The following is a 13,814-nucleotide window of genomic DNA, read 5'->3' as shown; positions in this document are numbered from 1 at the left end:
CCGGCGGCGAGCCGCTGCTGCAGCTTGACGCTACGCTGATTGCCACGCTGCATAGTCATGGGTTTGAGGTGGCCGTCGAGACCAACGGCACGCTGACACCGCCCCCAGGCATCGACTGGCTGTGTGTCAGCCCTAAGGGCAGCAATCCGCTGGCCGTTACTCAAGGCGATGAATTAAAGCTCGTCTACCCTCAGAAGGACGCTCCCCCGGAGCAGTTTTCAAGCCTGGGGTTTCGCCACTTCTTTTTACAGCCGATGGATCTTGCCCCTCTCAATCAGGATAAGACTACCGTCGCTGAAGCGACCGCCTACTGTATGGCTAACCCCCAGTGGCGCCTGTCGCTACAAATGCACAAATTAGCAGGTTTTGATTAATGTCCCTATTTGTTCAACAACTGACCCATATCGATGTTTCCCTCTGGTGTTCCCAGCGCGGCTTAGTCGGCTGTAGCTGGCAAGTAGACGCAGTGCTGGATGGCGAGCTGGGCGAAGATGGCATGCTGTTCGATTTTGGTGAAGTCAAACCGTGGATCAAACGTACGCTGGATGGCGGTCTCGATCACACCCTGCTGGTGCCCACTCAAGCCCCTGGGATCACGGTAACTGAGTGCCCTGAAGGCTTGTGTGTGCGTACCACCACCCCCTACCCGATGGAAGTGCGCGGCCCAAAAGAGGCCTTTAGCCTGCTTCCCTGGCAGGCTATTGAGCCCGACACGGTCGCTGAACATTTAAGCCAGCAGCTCACCGAACAGCGCCCTAAAAATGTCCACCAGGTCACCCTAACGCTTAGCGACGAGGCCATTGAAGGCGCTGCTTATGGCTACACCCACGGCCTAAAGCGCCACCTGGGCAACTGCCAGCGTATCGCCCACGGCCACCGGTCGCGGCTACATATCTTTCAGCAAGGGGTGCGTCAACCTAAGCTCGAAAAGCAGTGGGCCGCATGGTTGGATAATCGCTACCTGCTTGAAGAGGCGGATATCACCTCCCGGGATAACGACTTCCTTACCTGCGGCTATCGGGCCGCCCAAGGCGATTTCTCCATTACGCTGCCACAGTCGCTATGCGCAGTCCTTCCCGGCCCTACCACGGTAGAAAATATCGCTGCTTGGCTGGCGAAAGAGGTTGCCACGCAAAGCGGAGTAGCCACGCGCATTCAGGCCTTTGAGGGCATTAACAAGGGCGCGATTGCTATGTTTACACCTAGTGCTACACCAAGTCGGCTATGAGTGAAGGGTGTCGTGCGGGGTGTGGCGCCTGTTGTATCGCGCCTTCAATTAGCTCAGCCATCCCCGGCATGCCTGAGGGCAAGCCGGCGGGCGTCCGCTGTGTTCAGTTAGACGAGGATAATTTGTGCCGTCTGTTCGGCGATCCGAGTCGCCCCAGGGTTTGCGAGCGATTTAACTTTGACGCCAGTGTATGTGGCGAGCACCGGGAAGAGGCGCTCGCCACCTTGACCTGGCTGGAGCAGGACACCCGTTAAACAGTGCCCTGCTTTAGCTTATCAACCTTCAGCGCCTACCGGCCGCGGCAAACGGCGATCCAACAAGCTAATCCAGCGAGTGAGCACCGGGGCATCACTGTGGCTGACTTCACTCAATAGCCGCCTAAAACTCTCTTTGGCCTGCTGATCATTGGGTTCAATACGCGTCAACCATAGCTCAAGAGCCGCTAGCTCCTGGTGGCGATTGCCATGCTCGCGGGACTGGTTAATCGCCATTTCAGCCAGTGCTTTGACTTCATTGGCAGGGTGCCCAAGCAGATCACGCACCTTGGCCAGCTGGGTAGCCAATTCAGGCAGGAATAGCGTGGTACGCTCACGGGCAATCACCAGGCACTGGTCAAGATAATCCTCTGCGGCGTTTAACTCGCCCAGCTCAATGCAGGCATCGGAGTACCATAGCACTGGCCGCTGGTAGCGGTCGCGACCGTTCAGCTCCGCCATTTGATCCAAGCTATCGCGCAACTGGGTTAGGCCAGTGGCATCGCCTGCCAGGGCACGCTGCCAACCGAGAATACACTGGCTGGAAATTTGCCACAGCTGCAGATCGGGCGTTCCCGTCATTGCTGCTGCCCGCTCCGCATGCCGTGCGGCCAAGTGGACGTGTCCTAGCTGACGATAGAGGGCAGCGGCAAAGAGCAGTGCCAGCGCCAAGGTACCGGGATGAGCAATTTTCTCCGCCAGCCGAATCGCCGCCGACACCTGGCGCTCGGCACGCTGATAATCACCCCGCAGGCAGAGCGCCCAGCCTTGGAAGCAGGCCGCAGATACTTGCGGATGATCGGAGAACGGCAACCATTCGATCATCATCTGCACATTGAGCGGATCGATTTCATCCAAATGGTCATGAGCCTGTTGAATGCGACCAGCCCAATACTCGCAGTTGGCACGGGCATAATCGGCCAAACGACGATAACGAGGATCTTCAAGGCGTGCAGCGAGATCCGCGAGCGTCGACGCCAGTGCAAAAGCATCCGCATGAGCATAGCGCTGGCTGCGGCCCACCCAAAGCCCCCACTTAACCAGGAATATCTGCTCTAGATCTTCTGGGTCTTCTAACCTATCGCTACCCGATTCGCGCAGCAGTTCCCGCGCACGCACAAAGCTTTCATGTGCGGTTGGCGAACCGTGGCCTTCTAACGAGAACGCCGCCTGACCGCGCACGGTGAGCAGGCTCACTTCACGCTCAATCTCGTGCTCGACATGGCGCAGACTCGCCAACCCGAAATCGGCCATACGCAGCGCGGTTCGATTGGCGCTCACCTTAAGCGCTTCACGGGCGGCCAGTTCAAAATAGCGCGCACCACGAGCATAGTGGCCGCTGCGGCGCAGATGGGTGGCAAAATCCCCGGGATGGCGACTAATCCACACCGGAAAGCGCTCCTCTATCAAGGTCACCACTTGCTGGTGCAGCTTGACGCGAACATCCCGAGGGCAGGAAAGGTAGGCCGCTTCTTGCAGCAGCTGATGACTAAACTGATATTCGTGCTCACCGCTCTCTTTATCGACCGGCTCAACAATCTCCAGCACACGCATATGTTCGAGCGCTTGGTTAAGGCGCCCTTTTTCCCAACCGCTGCACTCCAGTAGGAAATCCAACCGGAAGCGCTTACCCAGCACTGCCGCCACATGGGCAATTTCGCGGTCACCCTCAAGCTGATCGATGCGGCTAGCCAGTAGGCCTAACAACCCTTTGGGCAGTTCATCAAACTGAACACTACGCCCCTCGCGGCGATCCATGTCCAATCGACGGCAAATTTCCTGCATATAGAGCGGCACACCATCGCAGCGCTCGATAATCTGGTTGCGTAGCCGTGGGCTTAGATGAATACGATAGCGCCGTGACAGCTGTGACAATAGCCGCGAGGACTGCTGCGTATCCAGATTGCCCAAGCTAATCTGCTGATCCCAATGCAGCTTCACCGGCAGTTGTTCTCTGCCATGGTGGCTGGCCACCAGCATAAAGGCAGTATTGATCGGCAGACGAGCCTGCAGCCCGGCGAGCACTTTAAAGGAAGGCTCATCCAGCCACTGCAGGTCGTCAACCATCAGCACCAGGGTATGAGTGGTCGCTTGGCGCTCGATTAAGCGGTGCAGTAGCATCACCACCAGTTCGACCGCTTCGCCGCTTTGAGCCAGCTGAGTGATCTCCTGCACCTCGTGCACGCCAAGCGCTTCCTCCAACAGGTGCTGCCGCTCAGGGGTAAGCTGGTCAAGTTCCAGCGTCGCCTGTAGTTCGTGAATTGCCTCAACGGTCAACGGTTGCTTGAGATACCAGCCAACCAGGGTGCGGGCAACGCCGTAGGGATCCAGCACCGATAGCCGAGTGGTAGGCTGCCAGCAAATAGCCGCATCACGGCTGAGCTCTAACTGACGAAATCCGACCATCAGCGCCGACTTGCCCATGCCAGAGGCACCGCGAACCAACACGCTTTGACGCAAACCTATACCTGCCCGGGCCAACGCATCGCGTAGCGTACGCAGCGAGGTTTCACGCCCCACCAGGCTAGGCGGCAGCGCATCGCGGCCGCCTTCGTTTAAGCCCAGCACTAAAGCTCGCAGTCGAACGCGACCATCGCTAGCCACTAAGCGTGATACCAGCCGTGGCTGGAGATCGAGCGCAGGTGGCATGTGCTGGCTGGCTTCTTGAGAGATGACCAGTTCACTGCCTTCGGCAGCGCTCATAAGCTCCAGGGAGGTCTGGGTAACTTGCCCCAGGGGATCCGCCAATTGCCGCTCGGGCAAGTAAACGACCCGCCCGCTGTGCAAACCAGCGGCCAGCTCAAATTGCGGCACTTCGCCCTCGCCCGACCAGTGGCGGGCGCTCTCTTGGGGAAGCGCTTGCCGGCAGTGCTCATAGAGCGCTACCAACTCAGCCAACTGGTGGGCAGGCCCATGGGTACCGAAACACGCCAATCCTAAGCCACCTGTGGCGCCAGGCAGCCAGAAGCCGCCCAAGTGATGGCACTGCTGCTCTAACCAGCGCAACAACTCTAACTGCAGAGTAAGGCAGTGTCGGGTCGCGGCGCGGTCTTGCCACTCCCCTTTCAAGCGCAGCCGGATAGCCATCACCGAGAGCTGACGCAGCTCAATTTCGTCTTCGCGCAGTGGTTTGCTGTCCGACGCCAGCGCGCGGGAAAACGCACCCTGGGGACTCATCATGCGGGGGTCATGGTGACCGTCAGACCAGTAGCTGGCCAGCTGTAAAAAGCTAGGCTCAGGTTGCTGGCCTGACAGCGCCAGTAGCTGCAAGTAGCTATTATACTGCTCGTGAGCGGCGGCCATTTGATTCTGTTCAGCCAGTTGGCGCACCAAACGCTCATGAAAGGGGCCGTAGCCTGAAAAGCGACTGACCAGGGTTTCCAGGATCAGGTCAGGCACATCGGTGTGGGCGTCGAGCACCTGTTCAGCAAAACGAATAACCCGTTGGCGCCACTCATTGCGCACCTGGACTAACCAGCGCTGAAATTCACTACAGCTTGCCAACTGAAGCTCTTCAATCAGGTCGCCTTGGTAGCAGGACATCAGTGCTTCCAGGGTATCCAAGTCCCGCGGGCCTTCAAGCAGTTGCTGCAGCGTATGCAGGTCGACTTTCCAATTGGCCGGGAGCTGAAAGGCTATCGTCTGCCGGGAGACACTCAACACCTGGTCAGCGCTCTCACCGAGCGACTGACGAAGGCAGTGCAACGCATGGCGTAGGTTAGTCCTGCCTGAGGATAATCCCTGGTCGGGCCATAGTAATTCGGCCAGTGCGGCGCGGTTCACCGGCTGGCGGTGCAGCAGCAGATAAACGAGCAGCGCCTTCACTTTGTCGTAACTAAAGTGGGTTAATACATCTTCGCCCTGGGTAAGCGAAAAGTGACCAAAGAGAGTCAACTGGTCTGTCTCACGAGCATCGCGCATGATAAACATCCTGCCAGGCTAAGCGGTTTAAGCTGGCACACCGCTATGAAAACGAAAAGCCGTATCGGTCGAAGTAATCAGCTCCGCTTCACGCGCTACAAAAAAAGCGATCCGCTCATCAATTGAGTCCGACGTTTGTTGGCGAGCCAGTAACAGATAGTCCTCAAAATGACGGCCTTCTGACTTCACCAGGGTACGATAAAACTTGGCAAGCTCTTCGTCTAAATAAGGAATCAAGCAAGCGAATCGCTCGCAGCTACGCGCTTCAATAAGCGCGCCGATAATCAGCACATCAATGAGCCGCTCGGGGTCATTGCTACGCAAGTGTCGTCTTAGGCCTTCCGCGTAGCGCGAAGCGGTTAAATGCTGGTAAGCCACGCCACGTGCCTCCATAAGGCCAACCACCTGCTCGAAATGGAGCAACTCTTCCCGGGCCAACTGCGACATTTTACTGAGTAGAAGTGGCTGGTCTACGTAGCGATAGAGCAAGCTCATTGCCGTAGAAGCGGCTTTTTTCTCACACTGAGCATGGTCAATCAGCAGCGTTTCCGGGTTTTCAAGGGCCCACTGCAGCCATGCGTCAGGGGTTGCACAGGCTAAAAACCGGTGCAAGCTTTCCGGCAACAGATCATCCGCTTTGACCGTGTGTTCAGCCGCTTGCAAGGCACTCGCATGTATCGAAGGCTGTGACATACCAGGTTGTATCAACATAACACCATCACCAAGCTTACATCTCACTATTGTACAACATATAAGCGCGCAAGGCGCTTATAGTTCCCTGTAACATTGCGTTCTTTATATCCTTCATCGCCTATCACTAATGTAGTTAAGCGCCTAAAAATGCTCCACACACTTTTACTCAACACGCTTGCATAAGTACCACAGCAGTAAAACGGCTCTAAGGTTATAAAGTGAGGAGTATGGTAACGCGGTGTAACGAGAATCACACCCGCACAGCGGGAAGTTAGCTTAGAAGTGGGAAAAAACTTTCCTGGTTTTGAGCCAATTGACTAATAAAAAGCGCTTTTTTGATCCATTTAAATCTTGGCATCAACATAAAGTACAAGAGCCGTCTCTACTTGCCAGCTTAACATTGTCGACAGTTTGCCGTAGAATCGCAGCCATCCAACCACACGCTGTTTGTCAAGCGTATGTCATATGTGATCGGCCCCACTTCACAACCACTGCGCGGCCAACACCGTGCATCGTGCAGGCCATCACCATAAAGTAAATGAAACGTGAATGAGAGGGCCCCAACGTGCTTGAAGCTTATCGCCAACATGTCGAGGAACGTGCCGCCGAGGGCGTCCCGCCCAAACCCCTAAATGCCGAACAAGTAGCCTCACTGGTTGAGCTACTGAAAACGCCGCCGGCTGGGGAAGAGGAGTTTATCCTCGATTTGATCACCAACCGCGTACCGCCCGGGGTTGACGAGGCCGCCTATGTAAAAGCGGGTTTTCTCACCGCCATTGCCAAAGGTGAAGCAAGCTCCCCGCTAATCGACAAGGTTCACGCCGTTAAGCTATTGGGCACCATGCAGGGTGGCTATAACATCGTATCAATGGTGGAGCTACTCGATAATGAGGAGCTTGCCCGTGAAGCAGGTGAACAACTTAAGCACACTCTGCTTATGTTCGATGCCTTCCATGACGTAGAAACTCGTGCCAAGAACGGCAACAGCGTCGCTAAAGATGTGATTCAGTCCTGGGCTGACGCCGAGTGGTTTCTGTCTAAACCGGCGCTGGCTGAGAAAATCACGCTCAGCGTGTTTAAAGTGCCCGGCGAAACCAATACCGATGACCTCTCGCCCGCGCCGGATGCCTGGTCACGCCCGGATATCCCGCTCCACGCCAATGCCATGCTTAAAAACGAGCGTGACGGCATTGAGCCTGTCGTCCCTGGCACCACTGGCCCGCTCAAGCAGATCGAAGAGGTAAAAGCCAAAGGCTTCCCGGTCGTGTATGTGGGTGACGTTGTGGGCACCGGCTCATCGCGTAAGTCAGCGACCAACTCCGTTCTGTGGTTCTTTGGCGACGATATCCCCTACGCGCCCAACAAGCGCGCTGGCGGCTTCTGCTTTGGTAGCAAAATTGCGCCGATCTTCTTTAACACCATGGAAGATTCGGGTGCCTTGCCGATTGAGATGGACGTCACCCACCTGAATATGGGCGATGTCATCGATGTTTACCCCTACGCAGGTAAAGTGTGCAAACACGGTAGCGATGACGTTATCACCACTTTTGAGCTTAAAACGCAGCTGATTCTGGATGAAGTACGCGCTGGCGGCCGTATTCCCCTGATCATTGGCCGTGGTTTGACTGGCAAGGCGCGTGAATCGTTGGGCCTACCCACTTCTGACGTTTTCCGCCTACCCGATCAGCCTAAAGATACCGGCAAAGGCTTCACCTTGGCCCAGAAAATGGTCGGTAAAGCGTGCGGTCTAGAGGGCGTTCGCCCCGGCATGTACTGCGAGCCCAAGATGACCACCGTTGGCTCACAAGACACCACCGGCCCGATGACCCGTGATGAGCTGAAAGACCTTGCCTGCCTGGGCTTCCAGGCCGATCTGGTCATGCAGTCGTTCTGCCACACCGCCGCTTACCCGAAGCCGGTGGATGTAGATACCCACCACACCCTGCCCGACTTCATCATGAACCGTGGCGGCGTTTCACTGCGCCCCGGCGACGGCATTATCCACAGCTGGCTTAACCGCATGCTGCTGCCGGATACGGTGGGCACCGGCGGTGACTCACACACCCGTTTCCCGCTCGGCATCTCATTCCCAGCCGGTTCCGGCCTGGTAGCGTTTGCAGCTGCCACCGGTGTTATGCCGCTGGATATGCCGGAGTCGGTACTGGTTCGCTTTAAAGGCAAGCGCCAGCCTGGCGTAACCCTGCGCGACCTGGTTCACGCTATTCCGCTCTACGCCATCAAGCAAGGCTTGCTGACCGTGGATAAATCCAACAAGAAAAATGCCTTCTCCGGGCGCGTGTTGGAAATTGAAGGCCTGGAAGATCTAACCGTAGAGCAAGCCTTCGAGCTCTCTGACGCCTCCGCCGAGCGCTCAGCCGCTGGCTGTACAATCACGCTGTCTGAAGAGAGCGTTACCGAGTACTTGAAGTCCAACATCACCCTGCTGAAGTGGATGATGGGTAACGGTTACGGTGACGAGCGCACCATTAGCCGTCGTATTGAAGGTATGGAAGCATGGCTGGCCAACCCCAGCTTGATGCGCGCCGATCAGGATGCCGAGTACACCGAAGTCATCGAAATTGATCTGGCTGAAATTAAAGAGCCGGTTCTCTGTGCACCCAACGACCCGGACGATGCACGCCTGCTGTCTGAAGTCGCTGGTCAGAAAATCGACGAAGTCTTTATCGGTTCCTGCATGACCAACATCGGCCACTTCCGGGCTGCGGGCAAACTGCTTGAGAAGCAGCCTGCTGGCAGTTTAAAAACCCGGCTGTGGCTGGCACCACCGACGAAAATGGATCAGCATCAGCTGACCGAAGAGGGCTACTACGGCATTTACGGCCGTGCCGGTGCCCGTATGGAGATGCCGGGCTGTTCACTGTGTATGGGTAACCAGGCCCGCGTTGCCGCGAAGAGCACCGTGGTGTCTACGTCTACACGTAACTTCACGAACCGCCTGGGCGATGGCGCCAATGTCTACCTCGCCTCTGCGGAACTGGCGGCCGTTGCCGCAGTAGAAGGACGCCTACCCAGCGTTGAGGAGTATCAACGCTATATGGGTGAGTTTGACGCCATGGCGGGCGAGATTTATCGTTATATGAACTTTCACGAGATTGAGGAGTATCAAAAGATCGCCTCAAACGTGATTCCGGTCGCTCAAGAAGCCTAACGCTTGTTAAGCGCTTGAGACAGACCGCCCCATCGCCGATGCTCGCACCATCGCAGACGATGTAATCAATTGCATCTTCTGAGTCGATGACCGAACGCCCCGCCACTGTTCTACAGGGCGGGGCGTTTTTTTTGCACGGCCCGGTTAGCAGCCTATGCTGATACCAACCTCTCATAAACGGAGCATATGATGACAAACGCGATTGAAATAGTGACGCCCGATCTCTGCGATGCACACCCGGAGGTGGCAGTGCTGGATCCGCTGTTTGCCAATTTTGGCGGCCTTGAAGCCTTTTATGGCCCTATTCGTACGATAAAGTGCTTTGAAGATAACTCCATGGTAAAGCAAGCTGTCGCCGAGCCGGGTAACGGCGCGGTGCTGGTGGTTGATGCGGGTGGCTCACACCGCTGCGCCATGCTCGGTGATATGCTCGCAGAGCAGGCCGTTGCCAACGGCTGGGCGGGCGTTGTCATGTACGGCTGTGTGCGCGATGTGGATATACTCGCTGCCCTACCGATTGGCGTTCAGGCGCTGGGCAGTCACCCGCGCAAAAGTGATAAACGCGGTGATGGACAGCGTGATATTGATGTCACCTTTGCCGGCGTTACCCTAAAGCCCGGCCAGTGGCTGTACGCAGATAACAACGGCATTATTGTTGCCGAGCATGAGTTGCCGCTTTCGTAGCAACGACCTGCATAACAACGACCTGCATAGTAATTAGGTTTGTCTTAACAGAGTCTCTTGCCAGGTGTGGCGGTTGCTGCCACCCTGGGAATTCATTCTTACCGTTTAATGACGATGCAGCCTTTGACCTATCTTGGCTCAGCCTTATTGCGCACGTTACGTGATCATCTTCGCCCCCTGATCGCTTACCACCTGTTTTTTACCCTGCTCGCTTCAGCCCTGCTGCTGCCAGCAATCACCTGGGTAACACGCTGGCTTCTAGCCCAACTCAACCGTACCGTGGTCACCAACGATGAATTGATCGCGCTACTGTTTAGTCCGCTGGGTCTGGTAGGCATGCTGGTGGGGCTGGGGTTCGCCTTCCTGATTATTTACTGGCAGCAGGCAGGCATGCTGCAGGTGGCCGTCAGACCTCGTGATAACCACTATCGTTTGGCCCTTGAGGCGCTATGGCTGAGCACCCGCCGGCTGCCTGCCCTGGCCGGTCTTGTGATACTCCAGGTAGGCACTCACTTGCTGCTGTTGGCCCCCTTTATGGCCGGGCTAGCATGGCTTTACGACCTGTGGCTAAGCGGCATAGACCCCTACTACCTTCAGCGCGTGCGCCCCCCCGTATTGTGGTACTTCATTGCCTGCGCGCTGCCACTGGTTATCGGCTGGATATGGGCAGCGTCATGGCTCTACCTGCGCTGGCTGTTGGCGCTACCCTTCGTTGCGCTGGAAAGTTGTGGCCCGTGGCAGGCGCTCAGACGCAGCGTTAGCTTAACCCGCGGTTGGCGTCGCTCCATTGGCGCTGCAGTACTTTTGCTATTGGTGCTGATTGTCAGCCTACCGCTACTCGCTACACTGTTGTTTGATCGGCTGTTTACGCCGCTACTCTGGTGGTTACCTGAGCATAATGCCGTGCTTATCCCGGCGATGCTCGCCTACTTAATCGGCTATGTGCTGGTTACCCTGGCCATTACCTTTATCGGTATTGCCGCCAACGCGCTGCTGTCCGCCTGTCTCTATATGCAGTTGGCTCACCGAGAAGCTCGTCCAGCGCCTCCTCCCGAGGGCATCAATGCGGGTAAACTGGCCTGGGCGGTAGAACTGAGCGTGCTTATTTTTGCCGGGCTCCAAGCGTGGTGGATACTCAATAGCTTTGAGATACGTGACAATGTGGCGGTGATTGCTCACCGGGGCAGCTCCATGGTCGCGCCGGAAAACACTCTCGCTGCGTTAGAACAGTCACTGATTGACGGTGCTGACTATATCGAAATTGACGTGCGGTTGAGCCGTGACCAGCAGGTGATGCTCTACCACGACCGAAGTTTGGCACGTTTAACCGGCGATAACCGCGAGTTTGGTGAGCTGACCAGGGAAGAGTTACAACAGTACGATGTAGGTAGCTGGTTTGGCGACGCCTTTCGCAATGAGGCTATTCCCGGCCTGGACGAAGCACTCGATAGAGTGCGTGGAAAAGCAGGGTTAATGATCGATATCAAGCCCCTGCCGGGGCAAGCGCAGGCGTTAGCCGATGCCGTTATCGAGGCCTTAAATGTAGAGAGCGACGTGCGCTATCGATGCTGGGCGACCCAGCAGAGTGCCTTCGATGGCTATACAGCATGCGGTTTTCCCAATGCGCTAATGGATATGCGCATGGCCACCATGTCGCCATCATTACTTAAGCATATCAAAGCCCAAGCACCTGAATTACGCGTTACCTTACTGGCCCAACTTATACTGCCCGGAACACTAAACCGGCGCAACTTTGATGCCCTTGGTCTACGCCATAACCGCATCACGGAAGGTGAAATTCAGTTAGCACGACTGTATGGCTACGAAATACACGCCTGGACTGTCAATGACCGAGCTCGCATGTCGACGCTGATTGACCTGGGTGTCGATGCGATTATCACCGACTACCCAGATCGTTTAACCGAACTCATTCAAGACCGGCGCGAATTAAGTGACGGGGCGCTCATGTTGGTGAAACTGCGCAACTGGCTGCGCCAATAAGCGCTCCCTTAATCACCCATTACCACCCCTTCGCGTCGGGGGTCAGCGCCCCCAAACAGAGTGCCATCGTTAAGGCGCATAATGGCCTGGAGCCCGCTGGTTAACTCCCGCTCGCTTACCGTGTGGCCCCGCTCGCGCAGTGATTCTATGGTCGCCTCTGGAAAACGGCCCTCTTCCACATAAACATCCCCACCCAGCGTAATGGCATGGGGTAGGTTGAGAGCTTCCTGAGCACTTAGCCCCCAGTCGCGCAGCGCTACTAGCGTACGGGCGGTGTAATGAATAATGGCGGCGCCGCCCGGTGAGCCCAGGCTGGCCACCAGCTCGCCGGTTTCCTGATCGAACACTAGGGTTGGGCTCATGCTGGAACGTGGTCGCTTGCCGGGCTCTACCCGGTTCGCTACGGGCTCGCCATCCACTTCAGGCGCAAATGAAAAATCGGTGAGCTCGTTATTGAGCAGGAAACCACCCGCTAGCCCCGTGCCACCATCAGACATCATTCGCGAGCCAAACGCCTGCTCGATGGTGGTGGTCATGGCCATTGCATTACCCTCTTCATCCACGATGCTGATATGGCTGGTACCGTACTCGGGCTGCTCGGGCTGACTCGCCCAGCTAACGGCAAGTTCGCCAGGGTTACCCGGTTCAGCACTATCGCCCATGCTCATCTCTTCGATAAGTGCACTGCGCTGCTCCAAGTATTCCGGGGCTAGCATCAGTGACCAGTCGCCTCCCGGCGCCTCGACAAAGTCAGGATCGGCGATATAACGACCACGATCTGCAAAGGCCAAGCGCGAGGCTTCTAAAAACTGGTGCAGCCACCCGCTGCTTGAAGCGCCATCATCTAACGGGGCTTCAAGCAGCGGCTGTTGATCAAGCATGCCTAAAATCTGCATCACGGTAAGGTGGCCCGACGAGGGCGGCGGGAAACCGCACACCTCCCACTGCTGCCAAGGCGTACACAGCGGTTCGCGGTTAAGCGCCTGGTAGCCACTCATATCCTCAAGGGTCAAACTGCCTGGACGCTCAGGGTGGCTCTGAACGCGTTCAACGATGTCTTGTGCCACTGCCCCTTCGTGGAAGGCGGCGCTGCCTTGATCAGCAACGCGGCGAAGAACGGCTGCCAAGGCTGGGTTTTTGAGCGTTTCGCCCACAGCGATAGCCTCACCGTTTGAGTCATAATAAAACTGGCTTGCTACTGGATCTTGGCGCAGGAACTCATCGTTTGCCAAACTGGTATGCAACCGATTGCTAACCTCAAACCCTTCCTCGGCCAGAGTAATAGCAGGGGTAAACAGCTCTTTCCAGGCTAGCTCACCGTGCTCAGCGTGGGCTTTTTCAAGCATTCGCAGTGTGCCTGGCACGCCCACTGAGAGGCCGCTAACCACTGCATCATTAAACGCCAGCGGCTCGCCATCTTGCATAAATAGCTCACCGTTAACGCCTTGAGGAGCGGTTTCACGACCATCGTAGGCACGCACTTCATCGCCATCGAAGTGCATTAAAAAAGCACCGCCTCCAATACCACTGGATTGCGGCTCGACCAAATTCAACACCATCTGCACCGCAATGGCCGCATCAATGGCGTTACCACCGGCTTTAAGTACTTGGTAACCGGCATCGGTGGCTAACGGGTTGGCCGCAGCTACCGCAAAAGACTCTGCTTCCCAGCCGGGCTTCTCTTCATAGCCCGATTCGCTTTCAGGGGAAATGGAGGGTGTCTCATAGCTAAACCCCCAGCTATACAATGGCGCTACCAGCAGAACAGGTAGCGCAAACTTAACCGATTTTGGTGACATCTTAGCGCTCTCCATGACAAGTTAAAAAAACCACTCCAAAAGGGTAGCCTATTAAAACATCAACG

Annotated in this window: 9 protein-coding genes; 6 read left to right on the top strand and 3 right to left on the bottom strand. The window is 56.4% G+C overall.

Annotated elements, in window-relative coordinates:
* The 3 genes from JI62_RS22885 to JI62_RS10070 all read left to right on the top strand — a co-directional run.
* On the top strand, positions 1 to 374 hold a 374-nt coding region (locus JI62_RS22885; protein WP_240513205.1), incomplete at its 5' end, for a 7-carboxy-7-deazaguanine synthase QueE.
* A complete protein-coding gene (locus JI62_RS10075) occupies positions 374 to 1,228 on the top strand; it encodes a 6-carboxytetrahydropterin synthase (RefSeq protein ID WP_088700029.1) in 855 nt (284 codons plus the stop codon). The genes JI62_RS22885 and JI62_RS10075, both read left to right, overlap by 1 nt.
* Positions 1,225 to 1,482 (top strand): YkgJ family cysteine cluster protein, encoded by a 258-nt coding sequence (locus tag JI62_RS10070; protein ID WP_088700028.1) that lies wholly within the window; start codon positions 1,225 to 1,227, stop codon positions 1,480 to 1,482. The genes JI62_RS10075 and JI62_RS10070 overlap by 4 nt, the downstream gene beginning before the upstream one ends.
* Positions 1,483 to 1,503: 21 nt before the next feature.
* On the opposite strand, the gene JI62_RS10065 is transcribed toward JI62_RS10070, so the two are convergent.
* Entirely contained in the window at positions 1,504 to 5,403 is a 3,900-nt protein-coding gene (locus JI62_RS10065) for an AAA family ATPase (RefSeq protein WP_088700027.1), read from the bottom strand.
* A gap of 27 nt (positions 5,404 to 5,430) precedes the next feature.
* A complete protein-coding gene (locus JI62_RS10060) occupies positions 5,431 to 6,114 on the bottom strand; it encodes a tRNA-(ms[2]io[6]A)-hydroxylase (protein WP_425348141.1) in 684 nt (227 codons plus the stop codon).
* Positions 6,115 to 6,661: 547 nt separating this feature from the next.
* On the opposite strand from JI62_RS10060, the gene acnB reads away from it, so the two are divergent.
* The 3 genes from acnB to JI62_RS10045 all read left to right on the top strand — a co-directional run bounded on the left by acnB (position 6,662) and on the right by JI62_RS10045 (position 11,950).
* Complete coding sequence (gene acnB, locus JI62_RS10055) at positions 6,662 to 9,265, top strand: bifunctional aconitate hydratase 2/2-methylisocitrate dehydratase (RefSeq protein WP_088700026.1); 2,604 nt, start codon at positions 6,662 to 6,664, stop codon at positions 9,263 to 9,265.
* A 186-nt stretch (positions 9,266 to 9,451) separates the two neighbouring features.
* Positions 9,452 to 9,949, top strand: coding sequence for a ribonuclease E activity regulator RraA (gene rraA, locus JI62_RS10050; RefSeq protein WP_088700025.1), 498 nt, complete (start codon positions 9,452 to 9,454; stop codon positions 9,947 to 9,949).
* Between the two features lie 57 nt (positions 9,950 to 10,006).
* Complete coding sequence (locus JI62_RS10045) at positions 10,007 to 11,950, top strand: glycerophosphodiester phosphodiesterase family protein (RefSeq protein WP_088700024.1); 1,944 nt, start codon at positions 10,007 to 10,009, stop codon at positions 11,948 to 11,950.
* Positions 11,951 to 11,958: 8 nt separating this feature from the next.
* Here JI62_RS10045 and ggt read toward each other — a convergent pair whose 3' ends face one another.
* Entirely contained in the window at positions 11,959 to 13,749 is a 1,791-nt protein-coding gene (gene ggt, locus JI62_RS10040) for a gamma-glutamyltransferase (RefSeq protein WP_088700023.1), read from the bottom strand.
* Positions 13,750 to 13,814: the final 65 nt, after the last annotated feature.

Origin of the sequence: Halomonas campaniensis (genome assembly GCF_002211105.1) — a bacterium.
In the GTDB taxonomy this organism is placed as follows: domain Bacteria; phylum Pseudomonadota; class Gammaproteobacteria; order Pseudomonadales; family Halomonadaceae; genus Vreelandella; species Vreelandella campaniensis_A.
The sequence above is the reverse complement of the archived record's forward strand: the minus strand, read 5'-3'. Positions and strand labels throughout refer to the sequence as shown.